We start from the raw sequence: 22,867 nt of genomic DNA, 5'->3' as shown, positions 1-22,867 counted from the left end.
TATGGAACTGGGTGTAGAAATCGGCAAGCTGCTTGTGGCATTTCTCGTGCTGATTAATCCTTTCAGCGCGCTCTCAATTTATCTTGATCTGACACAAAACCACAGCACCAAAGAAAAGCGCAGAATCGCGCGTACTGCCGCATTGGCTGTTTTCATCGTAATCATCGTCTTTGCACTGAGCGGCGGTATCTTGTTGAAAGTACTCGGCATCAGCGTTGGCTCTTTCCAAGTCGGCGGCGGTATTCTGGTTTTGCTGATTGCCATCTCCTTAATGAACGGCAACGATAATCCTGCCAAACCCAAAATTGATCCCCATTCAGAAGAACATCAAAGTGCGCAACAAGTCCGCCGCAATGAAAAAGCCATTGCCGTCGTACCCATTGCCATTCCGATTACCATCGGTCCCGGCGGTATCTCCACTGTCATCATTTATTCCTCTGCCGCCAAAAATTACAGCGATATTGCCCTGATTATCATCTCCGGCTTTTTGGTCAGCCTGATTTGCTATTTCATTCTGGTCGTGGCCGGACGCATCAGCAAACGCCTGGGCACTACCGGCCTGACCATCCTCAACCGCATCATGGGCATGATGCTTGCCGCCATTTCCGTAGAGATTATTGTTGCCGGCTTAAAATCCATTTTCCCTCAACTGGTCGCTTGAAGTACAATCATCACAATAAAAGGCCGTCTGAAACATTTTCAGACGGCCTCATAAAAACATAAAAACAAAGGAGCCAACCATGTTTCACAGCACCCACGTTTTCACCGGAGAAACCATTTACCGCAGACCGGCGCAAAGCTATACCGAGTTCACCGACGAATTAAACCGCCTCCAAACCCTTCAGCAAACCTTCGCCCAATCAAGCATTACCGAGCGCACTGCCCTCTTACAACAATTTGCCGACAGCCTCACCCAAAACCAAGAACGCCTTGCCGAAATGGTTTGCGAAGAAGTCGGACGCTGCTTGCACGAATGCCGTGCCGAAATCAGCAAATCCATCGAACTTATCCGCTACTACATCCGCCTTGCTCCCGAACTGCTTGCCCATAAAACCATCGCCACCCAAGCCAGCCTCAGCCAAGTCCGCTTCGAGCCTTTGGGCGTTGTTTTGGCGGTCATGCCGTGGAACTATCCTGTTTGGCAGATTTTACGATTTGCCATTCCAGCCTTGTGCGCCGGCAATGCCTGCGCGGTCAAACCTGCGCCCAGTGTCGCCCGCGTCAGCGAAACCCTATTCAGCCTTGTCCCCGAAGGTTTGCCGCTTATCGGCGCATGGTTAAGCCATGAAGACACGCTTCAAGCCATTGAAGATACCGATGCCATGGCATTTACCGGCTCAACCCATACCGGCCGCCAGCTGGCCGCCCACGCAGGCAAACATCTGAAAAAAACCGTCCTTGAACTGGGCGGCAGCAATCCGTTTATCATCCTGCCCGATGCCGATATGCAACGCGCAGCCATCGATGCCTGCTATTCGCGCTTTCGTGATGCCGGACAATCCTGCAATGCCGCCAAGCGCATCGTTGTTACCCAAGATATTGCCGAACAATTTATCCCGCTCTTCCTTGCCGAATGCGCCAAACTGCAAACCGGCAATCCCAAAGACCCGAACACTACCCTTGCCCCGCTTCACCGCGAAGACCTGCGTCAAACCGTACACGAGCAGGTTCAAGATGCGGTTGCACATGGCGCGCAGTGCTTGAGCGGCGGTTATATCCCTGAGGGAGAAAGCTGGTTTTACCCTGCCACGGTATTGGATCAAATCAACCCGAACTGCCGCGTTTGGCACGAAGAAGTCTTCGGCCCAGTTGCCATGATTTTACGCGCCAACAATCCGGATCACGCCGTCGCACTTGCCAATGACACACCTTTTGGCCTCGGCGCCTGTATCTACACAGCCAACACGGCAAATGCATGGAAATACGCCGAAAAAATCCAAGCAGGCTCTGTCTTTATCAACCGCCACACCAGCAGCGACCTGCGCCTCCCCTTTGGCGGCGTCAAAGCTTCAGGCTATGGACGCGAGCTATCAGAATTTGGACTGTACGAGTTCGTCAACGTCAAAACCTATTGGCAAAAATAAACCGTTTCATTAACTCAGGCCGTCTGAAAACCCAATTTCAGACGGCCTGATGTTGTTTAAAAAAGTTGGAAAAAATATTGTATTTAATCCCGTACAAACCCTGCAAAGTCAAAGCCGCTCAAAAATAAGAAACCTATCTTAGAAAGCAATCCATATTCCCACGTCTCTGTTGAATCAGCAGATTATTATATGCTTCATTCCGATTACTGCATTAAACCATTTCTAAAATACTCGATAAACAAAAAGGCCGTCTGAAATACAACTTTCAGACGGCATTTTCAATCAAATACTACTTACCGGATTACAATTTCAAACCGGCCAGTTTAGTAGCATACGCATCCAAGTCGGCGATTGGACGGGTAGCCACGCCGCTTTCCATTGCTGCTTTAGCAGTAGCAGAAGCAACGCGAGGCAACAGGCGGGAATCGAATGGGGTAGGAATCAGGTATTCCGCACCAAATTCAAATTTCTTACCGTAAGCGGCAACCACTTCTTCAGTTACCTCTTCCATCGCCAAATCAGCCAAAGCATACACGCAGGCGCGTTTCATTTCTTCGTTGATGGTGGTCGCGCCGACATCCAATGCGCCACGGAAGATGAATGGGAAGCACAATACGTTGTTTACTTGGTTCGGGAAGTCTGAGCGGCCGGTACCGATTACTACATCCGGACGGGTTTCTTTTGCCAATGGTGGCAGGATTTCCGGATTTGGGTTTGCCATAGCGAACACGATTGGTTTTTCATTCATGGTGTTCAGCATTTCAGGAGTCAGCAGGTTTGCACCGGACAGACCCAAGAAGATGTCTTTACCTTTAACGGCATCAGCCAATACGCGTTGGCCGTTGTCTTCGATGGCGTAGAACTGTTTGGACTCGTCCATACGGTCTTTGTCTTCGCGTGTTTTGTAAATCACGCCTTTGGAGTCGCAGACAGTTACGTTTTCACGTTTCAGACCCAAATCCAGCAATTGGTTCAAGCAGGCAATCGCTGCAGCACCTGCGCCGGAGCACACCAAAGTCGCTTCTTCAATTTTGCGGCCGGTATAACGCAAAGCGTTCAGTACAGCGGCAGCGGTAATGATGGCGGTACCGTGTTGGTCGTCGTGGAATACAGGGATTTTGCAACGTTTGCGCAATTCGCGTTCAATGTAGAAGCACTCAGGCGCTTTGATGTCTTCGAGGTTGATGCCGCCAAAAGTCGGCTCCAAAGAAGCGATGATGTCTACTAATTTTTGTGGGTCTTTTTCATCGATTTCGATATCGAATACGTCAACACCGGCGAATTTTTTGAACAATACGCCTTTGCCTTCCATTACAGGTTTACCAGCCAATGCGCCGATGTTGCCCAAACCCAACACTGCTGTACCGTTGGAAATCACGGCAACCAAATTGCCTTTGGCAGTGTATTTGTAGGCAGTTTGCGGATCGGCATGGATTTCCATACAAGGAGCAGCTACGCCCGGAGAGTACGCCAATGCCAAATCTTTAGAAGTGGCCAAAGATTTGGTTGGGGTAACGGAGATTTTGCCCGGCACGGGGAATTCGTGGAACTGCAGGGCGGCTTCTTTTAATGAATTTTCCATTTATCGATCCTGTTTGCGAGAGAGATTTTACTGCGAACAAGTCTGAAACAGGCTGCTTCAGACGTTTAAAATTTCTAAAGTCGGGTTGTTAACAGACCGACTTTGTAAGAGGCCGTAATTTTATCATGTTCTTTTGGTGGCGCATACCGATATTTATTACATTTATTTTGATATTTCGTTTTATTTGGTTTTATGTCTAAAAACTTCTGTAATAATATTTCTTCGCTACACCCCCCTTCTTTCAGACGGCATTTTATTTAAACTTAAACATTCAATTCAAAATGACTGTCTAGCGCGGTTTCAATCTGATTTTTTACCGCGTCCAGACTTTGGCTACTGTCGATGACGGCATAGCGTTCTGGCTGTTCGTTAGCACGTTGCAGATACACTTCGCGCACCCGATTGAAAAACTCGGCTTCTTCTTGTTCAAATCGGTCTTTCTCACGCGTTTGGTTGATGCGCGCCATTGACACTTCCAAAGGTACATCCAACAGCAAAGTTAAATCTGGGCGGAAATCGCCCTGCACCCAATGCTCAAGCGTGGCAATATCTTGCAAGGGAACACCGCGTCCGCCGCCTTGATAGGCAAACGTTGCATCGGTAAAGCGGTCGGAAACCACATGCGTGCCGTTTTTCAGGGCAGGCAGAATGACTGTTTCCAAGTGTTGCTGTCTGGCTGCAAACATCAGCAGGGTTTCGGTACGCAGGCTGACTTGGGTGGCTGGGTTGAGCAGGATTTCACGCAATGCTTCTCCGGCCGGTGTACCTCCCGGTTCGCGCGTAAACAATACGGGCAGTTGGTGTTTCTCAAACCATGCTTTCATTACGGCAAGGTTGGTGGATTTGCCTGCGCCGTCTATGCCGTCAAGGGTAATAAATCTGGGTTTCATATGGATATCTTCAATTTAAAGGCCGTCTGAAACAGGGATTATAAATGTTTCAGACGGCCTATTCGGTTTATTTCTTCAAAATATATTTGCGTACGGCAGCGTTGTGTTCAGAAAGATTATGGCTGAACTCGCTCAAGCCCGTACCATCCATTTTTGAGACGAAATACAGATATTTTTCATCAGACGGATGGCCTGCTGCTTCAAGCGCGGCCTTGCCGGGAAGCGCAATCGGCGTCGGCGTCAAGCCGCTGCGCGTGTAGGTATTGTAAGGCGTATCGCGTTGCAGGTCGGCCTTGCGGATTCTGCCTTTATACGCATCGCCCATACCATAGATGACGGTCGGGTCAGTTTGCAGGCGCATACCGATATTCAGGCGGTTGACGAATACAGCGGCCACATGGGCGCGGTCGTCTTCGTGCGCGGTTTCTTTTTCAATCAGACTCGCCATAATCAGCATTTCGTACGGATTTTTATAAGGCAGGCCGCTTTGACGGTCATCCCATGCTTCTTGCAGGTTTTCCCGCATCTTACGGTAGGCGATTTTGTAAATTTGAAGATCGCTGCCGCCGGCATCAATTTCGTAACTATCCGGGAAAAACTGTCCTTCGGGATTGCTGCTCAAGGCATCGGGTGCCACTTCGGCCATCAGTTTTTCATCACTCCAACCGCGCGTATCGTGGGCAATGTCGGCAGTGTTATCGATAATACGGCGCATTTGTGCAAAACGCGCGCCTTCCAAAATTTGCACGCTGACCGAGTCAGGGTGGCCTTTTTTAATGCGTTTTAAAATGTCCCAAGCCGATACTTTGGCAGACAGGCGGTAAGAACCGGCATTAAGTTGGTTGTGTACGCCCATCACATATGTGGCGGCTACTAAAACATAACGGTTATAAACAATGCCGTCTTGAGCCAGTTTGCGGCTGACGGAAGAGATACCTTGGTTTTTGGTAATGGTAATACGGTATGGTTTGCCGTTGTCTTTCGGAACAAACAACAATGCGGCAACCACGGCGGCAAATGCCGTCAAAAATACGGCCAGCCATTTCAACAATTTTTTCAGCATGGTAGGATTCTTGGTTTGTGAACGTGTCGGGCGACAGTATAACCGAAAACAAGTCCACCACGCCCTCCACCTTACCCAACGTATATTTTCCTATCCCGAAAGGCCGTCTGAAACCATGAATTCTCCTTCAAAAAACACTTGGCAAAGCGGCCGTTGGCTGAATGCACGTCAAACTCATTCGCCCAATTTCAGCCCGCGAGAACCGGATGAAGACATCTCATTGGTTGTCCTCCACAATATTTCCCTCCCTCCTTTTGAGTACAACACGGGTGCGGTGGAAAAATTGTTTACCAACCAAATCAACCCTGACGAGCATCCTTTTTTCAGCATCATCCACACCCTGCGCGTCTCCAGCCATTTTTTCATCAGCCGTAAGGGCGAAACCGTCCAATTCGTTTCCTGCGACGATATGGCCTATCATGCCGGTGTATCGTCATTTCAAGGCAGAGAAAAATGCAATACCTTCTCCATCGGTATCGAATTGGAAGGCTGCGATTTCGAGCCTTTTACCGAAGCACAATACACCAGCCTGCAAGCCTTGCTGACCGCCATTTCCGAACATTACCCGATTCAGGCCATTACCGGTCATCAGGACATCGCTCCGGACAGGAAAACCGATCCTGGACATTTCTTCGATTGGCCACGCCTTCAAAAAGCAGGTTTCCCCATCCGGCACGGATAACTTTCAGACGGCCTGAACACTGATTGGCAGACATAATGCTGTCACAACCGTTTATTTTCGTTATAATTCAGCTATTCATTCGGACGCATAAAGTCCGGCTCCAACGAACTTCCCACGCAGCAAGATTCCGCACCCTGAAAAAGACGGAATGCTGCCTTTTTAAAAAGTGATTACTCCATGATTTTCATCGTCTTAGCCCTCGCCGCCCTTTTGGCTGTCATCGGTTACAATATGTACCAGGAAAACCAATACCGCAAACAAGTGCGCGAACAATTCGGCCATTCCGATAAGGATGCACTTTTGACCAGCAAAACCAAGCACGTCCGCGACAGCAAAGAAACCGGCGGCCAAGGTTTGTTTATCAAGAAAAACAAAAAAACCGAAGAGGCATTGCGCAACCTGCAAGAGCAAGATGAAATCTACGCGGCAAAAGCCAAACTGGCTCATCCTGCCCAACTTAAAACCGATGTCGAGCTGGCCGTGGAAGACGACTTTTCCGCAGAAGAAAAAGTTCAACACACCGTTATCGGCTTGAACAACGAAATTACCGTAAGCCCAGCCGAAGCCGCTTCTGCTCCGGTTGAAACCACAGCCGAGCCTGTGGCACAAGTACCATTGATCAGCTTGGATGAATTGTCTCAAGTCGAGTTACCTTGGTTTGACCCGCGCTTCGACTACATGGCCTACATCTCCCTGAAACAAGCCCAAGAATTGCACGCCCTGCCGCGCCTTTCCGGCACTCACCGCTTCCAAATCATCGGTTGCACCATGGACGATCATTTCCGCGTTGCCGAGCCGATTCCGGGTGTTTACTACCAAGGCTTCGTCATGGGCCTGCAAGCTGTCAGCCGCAACGGTTTGGCCGCGCGTGAAGAGTTGCAACAATTCGACCAACAGGTTGATGCTTTTGCCCAACTGATGGACGGCAAAGTTTTGCATACCGACTTGGACGCTTTCACCGAAGTCGCGCAAGCCCTCGACCAATTCTGTGCGCGTGTTGACCAAACCATCGCCATTCACTTAGTTTCCCATTCCAATATCAGCGGCGTAGAATTGCGTGCCGCCGTGGAAGATACAGGCTTCAAACTGGGCGAAGACGGCGCGTTCCATTTCGGCGACAACAACAACCCTCAATTGTTCTCCATCCATACTTTGGACAACAAACCGTTTACCAATCCTCTGTTGGACAACCAAACCTACCGCGGTTTCAGCATGCTTCTAGATATTCCGCATGTTCCTGCCGGCGAAAAAACTTTCGACAAATTCATGGACTTGGCAGTCAAACTTTCCGGTCAACTCAGCTTGGATTTGGTTAACGACCAAATGGAAGAAGTTTCCACCCAATGGCTCAAAGACGTACGCAACTACGTTTTGGCCCGTCAGGAAGAAATGCTTAAAGTCGGCATCAAACCCGGCAGCAAACAAGCCCTGCGCCTGTTCTCTTAAACTTCCCCAATCAAAAAGCGGATATGCAATGACGGCATATCCGCTTTTTTCAGGTAAAATCCCTTCATCTTCAATATTCATCGATTTTCAGACGGCCTCTCTATCATCAGGCCGTCTGAAAACTCTATTTCGATTGCTCATGAATCCGACCGCACAACGTATCAAATACCTGACCGACCTCCTCAACCGCTACGCCTACGAATACTACACCCTAGATGCGCCCAGCGTACCCGACGCCGAATACGACAAATTATTCCGCGAGCTCGAGGCATTGGAGCGAAACTACCCCGAGTTCAAACTGCCCGACAGCCCGACCCAGCGCGTCGGTGGCGAGCCTTTAGCAGGCTTTGCCGAAGTACGCCACGAAATACCGATGCTGTCGCTGACCAACGCCTTCTCGCCACAAGACGAAAACGGTGTGTTTGACCATGCCGATATGTACGCTTTTGATGAGCGCGTTCGTGGCGGTTTAAATGGAGAAAAACCGGAATACGTTATCGAACCTAAATTTGACGGTCTGGCCATCAGCCTGCTGTACCGCGACGGCGTATTGACTCAAGCGGCAACCCGTGGAGACGGCACCACAGGCGAAGACGTTACCCAAAACGTCAAAACCGTATCCAACATCCCCCTGCGTCTGCATGGAGAAAACATTCCCGAGTTTATCGAAATACGCGGCGAAGTACTGATGCTTAAAGCCGATTTTGCCGCTTTAAACGAACGACAGGCTGAAAACGGACAAAAACCTTTCGCCAATCCGCGCAATGCCGCCGCCGGCAGTCTGCGCCAACTCGATTCGCGCATTACGGCACAGCGCAAACTGCATTTCTTCCCCTATTCCATCGCCCGACAACAAGGCGGTTTTATCGTAGAAGAACACCTGCAAGAGCTGAGCTACTGTAAAGAGCTTGGCTTCAGCCTACCCGATGGTAATTTCGGCTGTTTCCCAAATATCGACGAAGTATTGGCATTTTACGAGAAAATGCAGCAAAAACGCCCTACTCTGCCCTACGAAATCGACGGCATGGTGGTCAAAGTCAGCAGTCTGGTACAACAAGAAAAACTGGGCTTCATCTCACGCGCGCCACGTTGGGCCATTGCCCACAAATTTCCTGCCGAAGAAGCATTGACCATTGTCGAAGCCATTGATGTACAAATCGGGCGCACTGGCGCAGTAACTCCCGTCGCACGCCTGCAACCTGTATTCGTCGGCGGCGTTACCGTCACCAACGCCACCCTGCACAATCAGGACGAAGTATCGCGCAAAGACGTACGCGTTGGCGATACAGTCGTCGTACGCCGCGCCGGAGACGTCATTCCCGAGGTGGTGCGCGTGATTTTTGAACGCCGCCCAATGCAGGAGACCAAGATTGCTGTTTCAGACGGCCTGCAAGACGATTTGTTTGCCGAAACACCTTCTAAAACGCAATCCGAACCACTTTACAAACCCTACCGCCTACCCACCCATTGCCCTATCTGTCACAGCGAAATCGAACGTGAAGAAGGCGAAGCAGTTGCCCGATGCAGTGGCGGTATGCTTTGCCAAGCACAACGCGCTCAAGGTTTAATACACTTTGCCTCACGCAAAGCCATGGACATTGACGGACTTGGACAAAAACAAATCGAGCAACTGGTAGCGCAAGATTTGGTTCGTCATTTCGCCGACCTCTATCGCCTCGATATTCCAACCCTGCAAAAAATGAAGGAAACAGCGGATAAAGCATCGACTAATGAGGAAGAATCATTAAACAGTGATATTGAAGACTTTGAAAGCGAGACCGGCAATGCCCTGCTTAGCAAAACCAGTAAAAAACAGCCGACCAAATGGGCGGAAAACATCCTCGCAGGCATAGAAGCCAGCAAAACGCCTGAACTTGCCCGCTTCCTTTTTGCCCTCGGCATCCGTCACGTCGGCGAACGCACCGCCAAAACGCTGGCGCAGGCATTCGGTACGCTCGAACAAGTCCGCCATGCACCTGAACCCATCCTCGCCTGCCTGCCCGATATCGGTACGGTGGTTGCTCGCTCCATCGCCCACTTTTTTGCCCAAGAAGCGCAACAGGCGATGATAGACGAGCTGCTGGCTGCAGGTGTTGCCCCGCAAAGCCAGGCTGTCACTATCCCGCCGTTGCGCTATGCCGAGCCGCAACGCTGGATTGCCCGCCTGCCTGATTTTAAAATCAGCGAAACCAAAGCACTGGCCTTATGGGAGCTTGCCGGACAAAGCATAGAAGGTTTGCAAACTGACAAAGCGTTGCCTGCCGATTGGCAAACATGGCGCAGTAAACCGCAAAACGCAGCCCTGCTTGAAAATATGAAAACTTTCTTTGATCAAAAGCTGCCTGAGCTTCAAGATGAAACGATTTCAGACGGCATCAATGAGACCATAGCAGGAAAAACCTTTGTATTAACAGGAACTTTACCCACGCTCAAACGCGACCAAGCCCAAGCCATGATTGAGGCTGCCGGCGGTAAAGTTTCTGGTAGCGTATCCAAAAAAACCGACTACGTTGTCGCCGGAGAAGCCGCAGGCAGTAAATTGGAAAAAGCCCAAGCTTTGGGCGTGGCCGTATTGAGCGAAGAAGAATTACTGACGTTGCTGGGATAAGACAGTATCTATGACCAATCCTCCTTTTCAGACCATCTGATACTTTATCATGTGGTATTATCATTACATACGACTACATCTTTACACTTTTTGGGGTATAAACCCACAGTTAAAATAGGATAATAATATGAAACCCATTAAAAAATGCGTCTTCCCCGTTGCCGGTATGGGCACCCGTTTCTTGCCTGCAACCAAAGCCAGCCCCAAAGAAATGCTGCCTATCGTGGACAAACCTCTGATTCAATATGCAGTTGAAGAAGCGGTTGAAGCCGGCTGTACTGAAATGGTGTTCATCACCGGCCGTAACAAACGCAGTATCGAAGACCACTTCGACAAAGCATACGAGTTGGAAACCGAATTGGAATTGCGTCAAAAAGACAAACTGTTGGAGCACGTTCGCGATATCCTGCCTCCCAACATTACCTGCATGTACATCCGTCAAACTGAAGCATTGGGTTTGGGTCATGCCGTATTGTGCGCGCAGGCTGCCGTTGGTAACGAGCCTTTTGCCGTTATTTTGGCAGACGATTTGATTGACACGCCTAAAGGCGCGTTGAAACAGATGGTTGATGTGTACAACCAAAGCGGTAACAGCATTTTAGGCGTTGAAACCGTTGATCCTTCTCAAACAGGCTCTTACGGTATCGTTGAAGTTGAAAAGCTGAAAAGCTATCAGCGTATTATCAACATCGTTGAAAAACCCAAACCGGAAGAAGCGCCTTCCAACCTCGCCGTTGTCGGCCGCTACATCCTGACTCCGCGTATTTTTGACTTGTTGACCAACCTGCCCCGCGGCGCCGGTAACGAAATCCAACTGACAGACGGTATCGCCCGCCTGCTCGACCATGAGTTTGTGTTGGCTCATGCGTTTGATGGCAAACGCTACGACTGTGGCAGCAAATTGGGTTACCTTGAAGCAACTGTGGCTTACGGTTTGAAACACCCTGAAACCGGCGAACAATTCAAAGAATTGCTCAAACAATACGCTTAAGCCCAACCATTATAAAAAGGCCGTCTGAAATTTCAGACGGCCTTTTTCTCACACTTATTTCTTCCAATATGCCGGAGTAAACAAAATTAAAACGGTAAAAATCTCCAAACGTCCCAACAACATCACCGCCGTACACAGCCACTTCTGCACATCGCTCAGCGCGGCGTAATTATGCGACGGGCCGATTGCCCCCAAACCCGGCCCTGCATTGGTAATACAGGCAATGACTGCCGTAAAGGCGGATAAAAAGTCCAAGCCTGCCGCCATCAGTAAAAAGCTGAATACGATGACCGTCATAAAGTAAATAAAGATGAACGACATGACAGTTAGCGCCATGCGATCCGGAATGGAACGGTTGTTGACCTTTACCGTACGAACTGCACGCGGGTGTAGCAAAATCAGCATTTCACGCAAGCTGAATTTAAACAATACCAACGCACGCACGTTTTTAATACCACCGCCCATAGAGCCTGAACTTGCCAATACGTTCGACAGGAAAAACATCCACAACGACACAATCAGCGGCCATTGGGCAAAGTCAGCATTGGAGAAACCGCTGGCCAATCCGATGGACACAAAGTTGAAGCTGACAAAACGCAAAGCTTCGCCAAGGCTTTGGTACACGTCCTGCTGCCACAGATACAATGCCGAAATCAAAATACTGCCCGATAAAACCAGCAGCATGGTGCGGCATTCTTCATCCTTCCAATACACCCGCCAAGAGCGGTTGCCCAGCGCAGTAAAATGGCTGGCAAAATTGATACCGCCCCAGACAGTAAAAAACATCAACGTCCATTCGACTGCCACAGAATCAAAATAGGCAACGCTGTCATCATGTGTCGAAAAACCGCCCAAGGCCACTGCCGACATCGCATGGCACAAGGCATCAAACCAACCCATACCGGCAATATGTAAGGATACAAAAGCCGCAGCAGTTGTCAGCGCATAGGCAAACCATAGCCGTTTGGCCACTTGCGAAATGCGGGGCGCCATCTTACTTTCTTTATCCATACCCGGAATTTCTGCTTTGAAGAGCTGCGTCCCCCCCACGCCCAACATCGGCAAAATCGCCACAGCCAGTACGATAATACCCATACCACCAAGCCAGTTGAGCATGTGCCGCCAAAAATTTACCGACGGATCCAGCGTATCCAAGCCGGAAATCACTGTTGCCCCCGTTGTCGTCAGCCCCGACATCGCCTCAAAAAACGCATCGGTAAAACTCATGGACGGCATATAGAAATAAATCGGCATCGCCGCCACGACAGCAAAGGCCAGCCACAGCATCAATACCAGGGTAAATCCATCGCGCGGCCGCAATTCACGGTTGAAACGCAAAGTCAACACCCAAGTAACGCACGACACCAGCAATACGGTCAAAGCCGTATAGGCAAACACGAGAAACGCGCTGTCGTGATAAAAATACGACATCAGTGTCGGCACGGCCAACAGTAATGAAAACAACAGCCCCAGCTTGGACAATACATGGACAATCGGCATCACCTTGCTTACCGCACCACCCAATCTGAAACCCTTATGCAGATACATCATATTCCTATCATCAGAAAACAATATGTTTCAGACGGCCTCATAAAAAAGGCCGCCTGAAACCGCATATTTTATCAAAATGCCACAATCCCGTGATAAAGAAAAACAAAAAACACTTGCCTGCTCTTTTTCTAGGAGTATAATGTTATACCATAACATTTACTGGAGAAAGAAATGAAACCTAATATCCACCCGGACAACTATCGTACCGTCCTGTTTTACGACAGCGGCGCAGACCAAGGATGGCTCATCCGTTCATGTGCCAATACCCACGGCAAAACCATGGTTTGGAAAGACGGCATAGAGTATCCCCTCTTTTCGCTTGATACTTCTTCCGCGTCCCACCCCGTATACACAGGCAAACAACGTAATGTCAATGTCGAAGGTCGCGCCAGCAAGTTCAACCAACGTTACCAATCCATGATGTCCTCCTTCAGAAAGGATAAATGATGCAAGTCCTCTCATCCCTAAAAACTGCAAAAAAACGACACCGCGACTGCCAAATTGTCCGCCGAAAAGGCAAAGTGTACGTCATTTGCAAGAGCAACCCCCGCTTTAAAGCACGCCAGCGTTAAGCGGCCCAACCCATATTTCAATGTAACTCTCTGAATTTTCCGCACTTTCGTTTACCTCTAGCGCAAGTGCGGCTTTTTTTCAAACGGCATTAATCATTCATATCAAAACTACAAAAAATCCTGCCATACTCCCGGAAACAGGAAGAAAAAGTAAATAATGGTTATCCCTATTGTGAAGCCATAAAGATATTTATAACATGCCGCTACATTCTTCCTTCAACACTGACCATAGGAGTCAAAAATGAAAGTAAAAGCCCTGCTTGCAATTGCCGCCGCCATAAGCCTCGCTGCCTGCGCCGCACCCGAAGCCCATCAACATGACCATGGTCACCGTCACGAGCACAATCATGACCACGGCCGTGCACATGATCATGATGCCCGTGTTCAATCATTCAGCTGCGAAAACGGCCTGTCTGTACAAATCCGCAACCTGAGCACCGATCAAGTTGAATTGCGCCTTGACGACAAAGTTGCCACCCTGTCTTCTGCCGTTGCAGGTTCAGGCGAACGCTATGTTGCCAACCAAGGCCTGTTCGGCAAAGGTGCTGAATGGCATCAAAAAGGCAGCGAAGCATTCTTCGGCTTCACTGACCCATACGGCAACAAAGTAGAAACTTCTTGCTCTGCCCGCTAATTTCTACTTAAAAATAGAATAGCTAAAGGCCGTCTGAAAACTTGTTTCAGACGGCTTTTTATATCGGATAAAACGAAAGTTCGTTTAAGGACAAAATGTAAATATGAGGCTATTTGAAGGTTCAAAATACATCGAATAAGTAAGACCCTTTGAAAGGCACCTTCTCCGACAAAACATTATTTCAAAATCATTAAATATGTATCTAACTTAATTTAAAACTTTTTCCAAGATTTCTTTAAGGTTTTCATCATCTTCATCCAAAGTTAATTTTTCTGAAATATTATGAAGACAATGTTCCAAATCAATGGCTAAGGCTACTTGGTTTTGATAGGATAATTTTGGATAAAGTTCAAGTAAAACCCAATAAATGCATATACTATCATTTGAGTAGAAAATATTTGAAACGAATGGAAGTAATGTATCTTGTCTTTCTATAAAAATTTCAACAATTTCACTAAAAATAGGAAAGTTGGCATCTCCCAACCACCCAGAGAGCCATTCTCCCATCTCAATTAATTCTTCATCGTTGCACTCCTTGATCCTTTTGCAAGCCTTGATGTCAAACTTATCTTTAGGGCGCATATGATACCTCATTATTTTATTAAGACTTACGAATACAGAATTGTAATGATTGATCTTAATTATAGACACATGATTATGAGTCATTCCTATATCCTCAACAAATTCTCCCTGACGTAAGAGTTATTTTGTGCAATTAAACTCCTACCCTGCAATAACTTGAAACCCTATCCTGCATTTTACCTAAATCACAAATTCCAATTACTCTTTAAAAATCTATTCGCTATACAAAACAGATTCAATAAACAAAGGCCGTCTGAAAACCTATTTCCAAAGTTTTCAGACGGCCTTTATCTTAGACCAAACAATTAAGCGTAATGTCTGTCTTCGCCTTTACTGTCAACGTTGTCGGCACAACGTTTACAGATGGTTTCATGTCCCGAAACTGCGCCCACATCGTGGGTATAGTGCCAGCAGCGTTCGCATTTTTCACCATCACTGGCTTTAGCGGTTACAGCAAGTTCATCACCGACTTTCACTTCGGCTTTAGACACCAGCAAAGCAAAACGTAATTCTTCGCCCAAAGTGTTCAGATAGTCGGCAATTTCTTCCGGAGCCGTAATTTCGGCTTCTGCTTGCAATGAAGAGCCAACGGTTTTGTCTGTACGCAAAGGCTCGATGGCGGCGGTTACGGCTTCGCGGGCTTCGCGGATTGCCGTCCATTTTTTCACCAGTTCGGCTTCGGCTTTTTCGTTGATAGGTGGGAACTCGTGCCAGGTGTGGAAGAGGACGCTGTCTTCTTCGCCGCCGCCGATGATGTCCCACGCTTCTTCGCCGGTGAAGCACAAAATCGGTGCAATCAGCAAAACCAAACTGCGCGTGATGTGGTACAGGGCGGTTTGCGCGCTGCGGCGGGCGTGGCTGTCGGCTTTGGTGGTGTAGAGGCGGTCTTTCAGGATGTCGAGGTAGAACGCGCCCAAATCTTCCGAGCAGAAAGAAACAATGTCTTTTACAGCAAAGTGGAAGGCGTAGCGAGGATAAAAGTCGCCCGCCAGACGCTCTTGCAGCTGACGTGCCAATACCAAGGCATAGCGGTCAATTTCCACCATGTCTGCCTGTTGCACGGCATCTTCAATAGGATTGAAGTCGCTGAGGTTGGCAAACAGGAAACTCAAGGTATTGCGGATACGGCGGTAGCTTTCAGTTACGCGTTTGAGGATTTCTTTGGAAATCGCCAATTCGCCGCTGTAATCGGTAGATGCCGCCCACAGACGCAGGATGTCTGCGCCGAATTCATTGTAAACTTCTTGCGGCGCGACGACGTTGCCGATGGATTTCGACATTTTGCGGCCGTTTTGGTCAACCACGAAACCGTGGGTCAGAAGCTGTTTGTACGGGGCGCGGCCCATGGATGAGGCGCAGCCGGTCAGCATGGAGGATTGGAACCAGCCGCGGTGTTGGTCGCTGCCTTCGAGGTAGAGGTCGGCAGGCCAGTCCAATTCTTCGCGCTGTTTCAAGACGGAATAATGGGTCGAACCGGAGTCGAACCATACGTCCATCGTGTCGGAAAGTTTGTCGTAGTTTTCGCAATCTTCCGCGCTCAATAATTCGCTTTTATCGAGTGAGAACCATGCTTCGATGCCTTTTTCTTCGATGCGTTGTGCTACTTTCTCCAAAAGCTCGGCGGAGTTCGGATGTAGCTCGCCCGTTTCTTTGTGGACGAAGAAAGTCATCGGCGTGCCCCAGTAGCGTTGGCGCGAAACGACCCAGTCGGGGCGGCCTTCAATCATGGCTTCCAAGCGCGCACGACCCCATGATGGGAAGAATTCGGTGTCGTCCACGGCTTTAATGGCTTTGTCGCGCAGGGTTTTGCCGTCGCTTCCGGCTTTGTCCATGCCGATAAACCATTGGCCTGTAGCACGGTAAATCAGCGGGGTTTTGTGGCGCCAGCAGTGGGCATAGCTGTGTTCGATTTTGTTGCTTGCCAAAAGGTTGCCGGTTTCTTCCAGCCATTGCAGGATGACGGGATTCGCTTCCCAAACGCTCATGCCTGCGACGCGCGGCGTTTCGCTGATGTATCGGCCTTCGGCGTTAACAGGGTTGTAAAGCTCGATGCCGTATTTGTTGCAGACAGCGTAGTCTTCCAAACCGTGCGCAGGGGCAGTGTGCACCAAGCCCGTACCGGCATCGGTGGTAACGTGTTCGCCGTTGAGCATGAGGATATCGCGTTCGAGGAACGGATGATTCATGTGCAGGTTTTCCAGCTTGTCGCCGGTGGTTTCGGCAAGAATAGAAATGCCGTCTGAAAAACCGTAGCGTTTGAGCGCGTCTTCTGCCAAATCTTTCGCCAATACCAATTTGCCTTTCGGCGTATCAATCAGTTGATACACCACGTCTGCGCCGGCTGAAACAGCTTGGCTCGCAGGCAGCGTCCAAGGCGTGGTTGTCCAAATGACGGCAAACGCATTGCCTTCGATACCTGCCAAACCGAATGCGGCGGCAAGCGCGGCATTGTCTTTAAACGGATAGGCAACGTCAATCGCAGGCGATACTTTGTCTTTGTATTCCACTTCCGCTTCCGCCAGCGAAGAACCGCAGTCTAAGCAGAACTGAACCGGTTTCGCGCCGCGGTAGAGATAGCCGGACTTGTAGATTTCGCCGAGCATACGCACGGTATCGGCTTCAGTTTTGAAATCCATGGTCAGGTAGGGATTGTCCCAATCGCCCAACACGCCCAGGCGGATAAAGTCTTTTTTCTGACGGGCAATCTGTTCGGCGGCGTATTCGCGGCACAATTCGCGGAAACGGGCTTTGGGCATGTCTTTGCCGTGCAGCTTTTCTACCATCACTTCGATGGGCAGGCCGTGGCAGTCCCAGCCCGGCACATAAGGCGCATCAAAACCGGCTTGGGTTTTGCTGCGGATAATGATGTCTTTGAGGATTTTGTTGACGGCATGACCGATGTGGATGTCGCCGTTGGCATACGGAGGACCGTCGTGCAGAATAAATTTCGGACGGCCTTTGGCGATTTCGCGCAGTTTTTGGTAGCGTTTTTGCTCGTACCAGCTTTTCAGCCATGCAGGCTCGCGCTTGGCAAGATTGCCGCGCATTGGAAACGGGCTTTCGAGCAGGTTTACGGTTTTACTGTAATCGGTCATTTTCTAATCTCTATTGTTGCGGTATTTCGGTTTCAGACGGCCTGATTGCTCATTTTAAAAAGAACAGGCCGTCTGAAAGAATTCAAAGGACTTATTGTAGCCCAATTGTCTTGATTTTATAAGCGTATAGAAGCGTTTCTATGGTTTCCAAACCTTTGCATCTTCCATATCTTGCAAAATTTGGGTTTTCAATGCTTCGATACTTTCAAATTTTTTCTCGTCACGCAGTTTGTGCAGGAAGCGGACGAAGATGCGCTGGCCGTACAAATCGCCGCTGAAATCGAACAGGTGGACTTCCAGCTTCTGCGAGCGGTTGTTACTAACAGTAGGGTTAAAACCAAAGCTGGCAACGCCTCGGCGCGTGCCGAATGTGCCGTCTGCTTCAACGACAAATACGCCACTTAAAGCATAATGATACGGGGGAAGCTGGACGTTGGCGGTAGGTGCGTTGATGGTGCGACCGAGTTTTTGCCCGTGTTTGACCTTGCCGCTTAAAACGTAATCATGGCCCAACAATCTTTTGGCGTATTCCAACTTGCCATCTGAAAGGGCTTGGCGAACGGCGGTACTGCTGGTGCGGATGTCTTCAACGATAACGGACGGCGTGCGCTCGGTTTGCATATCGGGCTGTTGAGCCAAGAGTTCAAAACAGCCTTCACGGCCGGCACCGAAACGAAAATCGTCGCCGATCAACAAATAACGCGTGTTGAGCGTTTGGCGCAAGAGCTGGTCGATAAACGCTTGCGCGCTCATATCGGAGAAAACTTGGTTAAAACGCAAGACCCAAACGGCATCTACACAGCCGGTTTCACGCAAAAGGCGCAATTTGGTACGCAGCGGACTGATGCGGTAAGGTAGCTTTTTCCCAGCTTTGCGCGCAAAAAATTCTTTGGGCTGAGGCTCAAAAACAACAACGACAACAGGCAGACCGCGCTGGTCTGCCTCTCGTTTGAGTTTTTGTAGAATATGTTTGTGCCCGAGGTGTACGCCGTCGAAGTTGCCGATGGTTACGGCGGCTCCTTGCGGAAATTTGGGCGCGTGTCGCTGTCCAAGCCAGATGTTCATGGGTGGTGGGTATTGTGTTTGAATAGGCGGCTATTGTAAACGTTATTGCCGTTTCAATAAACCTTAGGCCGTCTGAAACCAATAAATATATGCTTTCAGACGGCCCTAAAGTTTGTTAATACCTTACCACCACCAAGGATAACGGCCAAACGGATAGCCCCAATCATCGTAATAGCGATAGTAGCGGGCTTCGCGCAGCTGCTCTTGGGAAATATAGTTTTGCCATGCCATTTTGTAGCAGGCTTGGAACATCGGATCGGAAACTTTGTCGATATATTTGAGGCGGAAGGCTTTTTGTTCCGCAGTTGCGGCACCGGGTTTGCCTTCTTCGTCAAATTTGCGGCGGATCAGCGCGGCAGTTTCCTGATCGCATTGGGCTGCAAGATGTACTTGAAGGTCCTGCTCATAGCGTTTCTGCGCTTGGGCGCGTGCGGCTTTTTGTTCAGGCGTGGTGGCGCAGGCGGCAAGTAATGCGGCAGCAACAAACAATAAGGTCAGGCGGATAGGATTCATCGGGTGTTTCCTTATACTCATGTAGGGCTATTAATGTACGCCCTCATCTTGTAATGGGCAAGTGTGGCAACTTGGGGACACTTTATATTATTTGTTCTTGGCAACAGGCAGTTGCATATAAAATACACCCCGTATAAATGCTCGCCCCTATCCTCAAATCAATGAACGACGACAAACGGCCCCACTCTTACCGACCGCGCCACCATAGGCAACACACGCCGCCGTTTTGGCAGGCAGACCGTCCGTACCTGCACGAACACAATATTTCCGATGCCCGTTTCAGACGGCTGGGCTACATCATGGCCTTTCTTGCCGGCGCGATTAATGCCGGCGGCTTCTTCGCGTTCTCACGTTATACCTCCCACGTTACTGGCTCAATGTCGCTGTTGGCAGATGTTTTGTATCTTCAAGAGTGGAGTGTGGCCATTATTGCCACAATCAGCGTGTTGTGTTTTGTTGCCGGAGCCGCGCATTCGGGCTGGGTGATTTTGTGGACGCAGCAGATGCGTTTCCGTGGCAGCTTTGGGTTTTCCATGTGGCTGGAAGCAGTTTATCTGTTGATATTCGGTTGGTTCGGTATTGCCGCGATGGAATGGGATTTTGGCGGCTCTGATTTTATTATGCCGTCTTTAGCATTGTTTTTATTGTGTTTTATTATGGGCATGCACAATACGGTTATCACGCTTCTTTCCGGCGGCGCCATCCGCTCCACCCACATGACCGGCACGGCGACCGACTTGGGCATTGAAATTTCACGCGCGCTTTATTACTCCAAACAGCATCATCCGCGCCTGCCGCACGTCCGCGTCAACAAACCGAAAATGTGGCTTTTAAGCGGCTTGATGCTGTCGTTTTTGCTGGGCGGCGTGGTTGGTGCATGGGGTTATCATCTGGTCGGCCATCATTTCGCCCTGCCCGTTTCCGCCGTTTTGTTCATACTGGGCGCAGGCTCGGTGGGATACGATGTCAAGGTCAGATTGAAATGGGCATTCGTCAACTGGTATCGCCGCAAGCAGAAAAAACGGAAGAAACTGTAAAAAACTTTGCTTGTTATTTCGCGGCAAAATGACCAAACTGTCGGAGAAATGCAGAAATGCTTCAGAATTATGTTAACTGGCAAATATTTTCGTAATATCGGGTTAAACCCATTCTTTTGCGTTTCGGATATTGGGTATCATAAATCCGTAATGACCTACGCGGTTTTTATTCATTTTTTCAGACGGCCCGGGCCGTCATCTAAAAAGAGGATACGACATGAAATTCTTGAAACCCCTGACCGTTATTGCCACTGCGATTCCTTTGGCGCTCACCGGCTGTGTAACTGATCCTGTTACCGGCCAACAATCCGCCAGCAAAACCGCCATGTACGGCTTGGGCGGTGCGGCTGTTTGCGGCATCGTTGGTGCGCTGACCCACGGCGGTAAAGGCGCGCGTAACTCCGCATTGGCTTGTGGTGCAGTAGGTGCCGGTATCGGCGGTTACATGGACTACCAAGAGAAAAAACTGCGTCAAAGCCTGGCCAACACCAACATCGAAGTTGAACGTCAAGGCAACCAAATCAAACTGGTTATGCCTGAAAACGTAACCTTCGCTACCGGCAGCGCTGCCCTGAGCGGCCAAGCCCAAAGTGCTTTGTCTGCCGCTGCGCAAACTTTGGTTCAATATCCTGACACGACTTTGACCATCAACGGCCACACCGACAACACCGGTAACGACGCCATCAACGAGCCATTGTCTCGCAACCGCGCCGAATCTGTTGCCATCTTCCTGCAATCCCGTGGCGTAAGCAGCACCCGTTTGAGCACTTTCGGTTACGGCTCCCGTCAACCCATCGCTTCCAACGCCACTGTTGAAGGCCGCGCACAAAACCGCCGCGTTGAAATCTTGATCAACCCTGACCAACGCGCCATCGATGCCGCTAAAAAACAAATGTAATCCGACCTCTGTCTGATTCCCACACTTAAGGCCGTCTGAAATTTCAGACGGCCTTTTTCTTTGTAGATTTTGTTTGCAATTTCTCCTCCTCAATTCAATCCATCATAAAATTTATTCCTTTATTAACAAGACTTTTCAATTTTTTCTTTAAAAAAACTGTATTAATACTCTAATTTTTACATTAACTTAGAGTATAATTCCTAAAATTTTAAAAACATGCCTCATGCCGTCTGAAAAACGGCGGCTGAAACACACCGAATTTATACACACATCAGTCCGTTATCCCTTTCATTTCATAGGATTTCAGACGACACCACCCAGAATCTATGAAGGAGCATCCATGCAAAACAACTTTGACCCATTGATTATCCGTGACAAATCACTGATTCCCGTTGTACAGGGCGGTATGGGTGTAGGCGTTTCCGCATCAAAACTCTCCAGCGCGGTTGCACGCGAAAACGGCGTGGGTACCATCGCCAGCGTCGATTTGCGCCACTTGCATGAAGATTTGCTGGCCGAATCGAAAATCAATTCCAGCGAAGAAAAATACACCCGCCTCAACTGCATCGCGCTTGACCGCGAAATCAAAAAAGCCAAAGCCGATTCAGAAGGCAAAGGCATGATTGCCGTCAACGTCATGAAAGCCGTCAAAGACCATGCCGCCTATGTCCGCCAGGCCTGCGAATCCGGTGCGGACGCGATTGTAATGGGCGCGGGTTTGCCTTTGGACTTGCCGGAAATGGCCGAGGGCTACCACAAAGATGTCGCCCTTTTCCCTATTTTGTCAGAGTCACGCGGTATCAATATCGTTTTGAAACGTTGGATGAAAAAAGGCATCTTGCCCGATGCCATCGTTATCGAACACCCTGCCCACGCAGCCGGCCACTTGGGCGCGGCAACCGTTGATGGCGTGAACGATGCCAAATTCGAGTTCAAACGCGTTATTGAAGAAACATTTGAAGTATTCAAAAACTTGGGCTTGGAAAGCGAAAAAATCCCATTGGTACTCGCCGGCGGCATGGCAAACTTTGAAAAAGTCAAAACCGCGCTGAAAAACTGGGGTGCGTCCGCCGTCCAAATCGGCACGGCGTTTGCGGTTACCGAAGAAGGCGATGCCCACATCAACTTCAAAAAAACGCTGGCCGGTGCGGAAACCGAAAAAGTGGTTGAATTCATGTCTGTTGCCGGTTTGCCTGCACGCGGCGTGCGCACCAAATTCCTCGACAACTACATCAAACGCGAGGCTAAATTGCAAGCCAATGCCAAAAACGATCCGCGCCGCTGCACCCAAGGCCTGAACTGTCTGACCAGCTGCGGTTTGCGTGACGGTTTGGCCAAAGCCGGTCAATTCTGTATCGACATCCAACTTTCCGCGGCATTCCGCGGTGAAGTCGATAAAGGCCTGTTTTTCCGTGGTAAAGACCCGCTGCCGTTTGGCAACGCCATCCGTACGGTTCAAGAAACCATTCATTATCTCTTGAACGGTTCCCTGCCTGTCGTCCCTGCCAAATAAACGCATCAATATTCAAAAGGCCGTCTGAAAAACATTTAAACCCTGTTTTCAGACGGCCTTT

20 protein-coding genes are annotated in these 22,867 nt (G+C 49.4%); 12 read left to right on the top strand and 8 right to left on the bottom strand.

Translation table 11 applies throughout. The features are described from left to right. Position 1: 1 nt before the first annotated feature. On the top strand, positions 2 to 661 hold the full coding sequence (locus ACTHRE_RS00525; protein ID WP_049328611.1) for a MarC family protein: 660 nt from the start codon (positions 2 to 4) through the stop codon (positions 659 to 661). Positions 662 to 740: 79 nt separating this feature from the next. Then, positions 741 to 2,084: an aldehyde dehydrogenase family protein gene (locus tag ACTHRE_RS00520; protein WP_377073102.1), complete on the top strand. Its 1,344-nt coding sequence runs from the start codon at positions 741 to 743 to the stop codon at positions 2,082 to 2,084. Positions 2,085 to 2,385: 301 nt separating this feature from the next. On the opposite strand, the gene ACTHRE_RS00515 is transcribed toward ACTHRE_RS00520, so the two are convergent. The 3 genes from ACTHRE_RS00515 to mltG all read right to left on the bottom strand — a co-directional run bounded on the left by ACTHRE_RS00515 (position 2,386) and on the right by mltG (position 5,619). Then, positions 2,386 to 3,666 carry a malic enzyme-like NAD(P)-binding protein gene (locus ACTHRE_RS00515; protein WP_377073104.1) on the bottom strand — a complete coding sequence of 427 codons (1,281 nt, stop codon included), beginning with the start codon at positions 3,664 to 3,666 and terminating at the stop codon, positions 2,386 to 2,388. Positions 3,667 to 3,929: 263 nt separating this feature from the next. Beyond that, positions 3,930 to 4,556 carry a dTMP kinase gene (gene tmk / locus ACTHRE_RS00510; RefSeq protein WP_107723041.1) on the bottom strand — a complete coding sequence of 209 codons (627 nt, stop codon included), beginning with the start codon at positions 4,554 to 4,556 and terminating at the stop codon, positions 3,930 to 3,932. A 67-nt stretch (positions 4,557 to 4,623) separates the two neighbouring features. Continuing rightward, a complete protein-coding gene (mltG, locus tag ACTHRE_RS00505; RefSeq protein ID WP_440344781.1) occupies positions 4,624 to 5,619 on the bottom strand; it encodes an endolytic transglycosylase MltG in 996 nt (331 codons plus the stop codon). Positions 5,620 to 5,734: 115 nt separating this feature from the next. On the opposite strand from mltG, the gene ampD reads away from it, so the two are divergent. The 4 genes from ampD (at position 5,735) to galU (ending at position 11,346) form a co-directional block, all read left to right on the top strand. Further along, positions 5,735 to 6,301: a 1,6-anhydro-N-acetylmuramyl-L-alanine amidase AmpD gene (gene ampD, locus ACTHRE_RS00500; protein ID WP_070461597.1), complete on the top strand. Its 567-nt coding sequence runs from the start codon at positions 5,735 to 5,737 to the stop codon at positions 6,299 to 6,301. A 177-nt stretch (positions 6,302 to 6,478) separates the two neighbouring features. Further along, positions 6,479 to 7,747, top strand: coding sequence for a cell division protein ZipA C-terminal FtsZ-binding domain-containing protein (locus tag ACTHRE_RS00495; RefSeq protein WP_285069838.1), 1,269 nt, complete (start codon positions 6,479 to 6,481; stop codon positions 7,745 to 7,747). A 139-nt stretch (positions 7,748 to 7,886) separates the two neighbouring features. Continuing rightward, positions 7,887 to 10,355 carry an NAD-dependent DNA ligase LigA gene (gene ligA, locus ACTHRE_RS00490; protein ID WP_440344782.1) on the top strand — a complete coding sequence of 823 codons (2,469 nt, stop codon included), beginning with the start codon at positions 7,887 to 7,889 and terminating at the stop codon, positions 10,353 to 10,355. A gap of 127 nt (positions 10,356 to 10,482) precedes the next feature. Beyond that, positions 10,483 to 11,346 carry a UTP--glucose-1-phosphate uridylyltransferase GalU gene (gene galU / locus ACTHRE_RS00485; RefSeq protein WP_440344783.1) on the top strand — a complete coding sequence of 288 codons (864 nt, stop codon included), beginning with the start codon at positions 10,483 to 10,485 and terminating at the stop codon, positions 11,344 to 11,346. 54 nt (positions 11,347 to 11,400) lie between these two features. Here galU and ACTHRE_RS00480 read toward each other — a convergent pair whose 3' ends face one another. Beyond that, positions 11,401 to 12,897, bottom strand: coding sequence for a TrkH family potassium uptake protein (locus ACTHRE_RS00480; RefSeq protein WP_440344784.1), 1,497 nt, complete (start codon positions 12,895 to 12,897; stop codon positions 11,401 to 11,403). A 171-nt stretch (positions 12,898 to 13,068) separates the two neighbouring features. On the opposite strand from ACTHRE_RS00480, the gene ACTHRE_RS00475 reads away from it, so the two are divergent. The 3 genes from ACTHRE_RS00475 (at position 13,069) to ACTHRE_RS00465 (ending at position 14,103) form a co-directional block, all read left to right on the top strand. After that, positions 13,069 to 13,344 carry a type B 50S ribosomal protein L31 gene (locus ACTHRE_RS00475; protein ID WP_371492093.1) on the top strand — a complete coding sequence of 92 codons (276 nt, stop codon included), beginning with the start codon at positions 13,069 to 13,071 and terminating at the stop codon, positions 13,342 to 13,344. Beyond that, on the top strand, positions 13,344 to 13,469 hold the full coding sequence (ykgO, locus tag ACTHRE_RS00470) for a type B 50S ribosomal protein L36 (protein ID WP_003685279.1): 126 nt from the start codon (positions 13,344 to 13,346) through the stop codon (positions 13,467 to 13,469). Before ACTHRE_RS00475 ends, ykgO begins: the two co-directional genes overlap by 1 nt. A 241-nt stretch (positions 13,470 to 13,710) precedes the next feature. Further along, positions 13,711 to 14,103: an MliC family protein gene (locus ACTHRE_RS00465; protein WP_315095108.1), complete on the top strand. Its 393-nt coding sequence runs from the start codon at positions 13,711 to 13,713 to the stop codon at positions 14,101 to 14,103. A gap of 207 nt (positions 14,104 to 14,310) precedes the next feature. On the opposite strand, the gene ACTHRE_RS00460 is transcribed toward ACTHRE_RS00465, so the two are convergent. From ACTHRE_RS00460 to ACTHRE_RS00445, 4 genes are all read right to left on the bottom strand, one after another. After that, the gene (locus tag ACTHRE_RS00460; protein ID WP_377073115.1) at positions 14,311 to 14,685 is read right to left on the bottom strand and encodes a DUF5071 domain-containing protein; all 375 of its coding nucleotides are present in this window, start codon (positions 14,683 to 14,685) and stop codon (positions 14,311 to 14,313) included. 305 nt (positions 14,686 to 14,990) lie between these two features. Further along, positions 14,991 to 17,780, bottom strand: a complete 2,790-nt coding sequence (gene ileS / locus ACTHRE_RS00455; protein ID WP_377073117.1) for an isoleucine--tRNA ligase — start codon at positions 17,778 to 17,780, stop codon at positions 14,991 to 14,993. Between the two features lie 138 nt (positions 17,781 to 17,918). Continuing rightward, a complete protein-coding gene (ribF, locus tag ACTHRE_RS00450) occupies positions 17,919 to 18,845 on the bottom strand; it encodes a bifunctional riboflavin kinase/FAD synthetase (protein ID WP_377073119.1) in 927 nt (308 codons plus the stop codon). 123 nt (positions 18,846 to 18,968) lie between these two features. Next, a complete protein-coding gene (locus ACTHRE_RS00445) occupies positions 18,969 to 19,358 on the bottom strand; it encodes a hypothetical protein (protein WP_377073121.1) in 390 nt (129 codons plus the stop codon). Between the two features lie 161 nt (positions 19,359 to 19,519). On the opposite strand from ACTHRE_RS00445, the gene ACTHRE_RS00440 reads away from it, so the two are divergent. The 3 genes from ACTHRE_RS00440 (at position 19,520) to ACTHRE_RS00430 (ending at position 22,806) form a co-directional block, all read left to right on the top strand. Then, positions 19,520 to 20,395, top strand: a complete 876-nt coding sequence (locus tag ACTHRE_RS00440) for a YoaK family protein (RefSeq protein ID WP_377073267.1) — start codon at positions 19,520 to 19,522, stop codon at positions 20,393 to 20,395. 217 nt (positions 20,396 to 20,612) lie between these two features. Beyond that, on the top strand, positions 20,613 to 21,293 hold the full coding sequence (locus tag ACTHRE_RS00435) for an OmpA family protein (protein WP_070608134.1): 681 nt from the start codon (positions 20,613 to 20,615) through the stop codon (positions 21,291 to 21,293). 340 nt (positions 21,294 to 21,633) lie between these two features. Beyond that, the gene (locus ACTHRE_RS00430; RefSeq protein ID WP_377073122.1) at positions 21,634 to 22,806 is read left to right on the top strand and encodes an NAD(P)H-dependent flavin oxidoreductase; all 1,173 of its coding nucleotides are present in this window, start codon (positions 21,634 to 21,636) and stop codon (positions 22,804 to 22,806) included. Positions 22,807 to 22,867: the final 61 nt, after the last annotated feature.

Origin of the sequence: Neisseria sp. P0001.S007, from assembly GCF_051963655.1 — a bacterium.
Taxonomy (GTDB): domain Bacteria; phylum Pseudomonadota; class Gammaproteobacteria; order Burkholderiales; family Neisseriaceae; genus Neisseria; species Neisseria subflava_A.
Note: the sequence above shows the minus strand (reverse complement) of the source record. Positions and strands in the feature narration are given on the sequence as shown.

What these genes read in the sequence shown, in the direction of transcription:
- ligA (WP_440344782.1), top strand. Translation starts at nt 7,887, where the DNA reads ATGAATCCGACCGCACAACGTATCAAATACCTGACCGACCTCCTCAAC.
- ACTHRE_RS00430 (WP_377073122.1), top strand. Translation starts at nt 21,634, where the DNA reads ATGCAAAACAACTTTGACCCATTGATTATCCGTGACAAATCACTGATT.
- ACTHRE_RS00515 (WP_377073104.1), bottom strand. Translation starts at nt 3,666, where the DNA reads ATGGAAAATTCATTAAAAGAAGCCGCCCTGCAGTTCCACGAATTCCCC.
- ACTHRE_RS00475 (WP_371492093.1), top strand. Translation starts at nt 13,069, where the DNA reads ATGAAACCTAATATCCACCCGGACAACTATCGTACCGTCCTGTTTTAC.
- ACTHRE_RS00495 (WP_285069838.1), top strand. Translation starts at nt 6,479, where the DNA reads ATGATTTTCATCGTCTTAGCCCTCGCCGCCCTTTTGGCTGTCATCGGT.
- mltG (WP_440344781.1), bottom strand. Translation starts at nt 5,619, where the DNA reads ATGCTGAAAAAATTGTTGAAATGGCTGGCCGTATTTTTGACGGCATTT.
- ACTHRE_RS00440 (WP_377073267.1), top strand. Translation starts at nt 19,520, where the DNA reads ATGAACGACGACAAACGGCCCCACTCTTACCGACCGCGCCACCATAGG.
- ykgO (WP_003685279.1), top strand. Translation starts at nt 13,344, where the DNA reads ATGCAAGTCCTCTCATCCCTAAAAACTGCAAAAAAACGACACCGCGAC.
- ACTHRE_RS00445 (WP_377073121.1), bottom strand. Translation starts at nt 19,358, where the DNA reads ATGAATCCTATCCGCCTGACCTTATTGTTTGTTGCTGCCGCATTACTT.
- ACTHRE_RS00435 (WP_070608134.1), top strand. Translation starts at nt 20,613, where the DNA reads ATGAAATTCTTGAAACCCCTGACCGTTATTGCCACTGCGATTCCTTTG.
- ACTHRE_RS00465 (WP_315095108.1), top strand. Translation starts at nt 13,711, where the DNA reads ATGAAAGTAAAAGCCCTGCTTGCAATTGCCGCCGCCATAAGCCTCGCT.
- ampD (WP_070461597.1), top strand. Translation starts at nt 5,735, where the DNA reads ATGAATTCTCCTTCAAAAAACACTTGGCAAAGCGGCCGTTGGCTGAAT.
- ACTHRE_RS00480 (WP_440344784.1), bottom strand. Translation starts at nt 12,897, where the DNA reads ATGATGTATCTGCATAAGGGTTTCAGATTGGGTGGTGCGGTAAGCAAG.
- galU (WP_440344783.1), top strand. Translation starts at nt 10,483, where the DNA reads ATGAAACCCATTAAAAAATGCGTCTTCCCCGTTGCCGGTATGGGCACC.
- ribF (WP_377073119.1), bottom strand. Translation starts at nt 18,845, where the DNA reads ATGAACATCTGGCTTGGACAGCGACACGCGCCCAAATTTCCGCAAGGA.
- tmk (WP_107723041.1), bottom strand. Translation starts at nt 4,556, where the DNA reads ATGAAACCCAGATTTATTACCCTTGACGGCATAGACGGCGCAGGCAAA.
- ACTHRE_RS00460 (WP_377073115.1), bottom strand. Translation starts at nt 14,685, where the DNA reads ATGCGCCCTAAAGATAAGTTTGACATCAAGGCTTGCAAAAGGATCAAG.
- ACTHRE_RS00520 (WP_377073102.1), top strand. Translation starts at nt 741, where the DNA reads ATGTTTCACAGCACCCACGTTTTCACCGGAGAAACCATTTACCGCAGA.
- ACTHRE_RS00525 (WP_049328611.1), top strand. Translation starts at nt 2, where the DNA reads ATGGAACTGGGTGTAGAAATCGGCAAGCTGCTTGTGGCATTTCTCGTG.
- ileS (WP_377073117.1), bottom strand. Translation starts at nt 17,780, where the DNA reads ATGACCGATTACAGTAAAACCGTAAACCTGCTCGAAAGCCCGTTTCCA.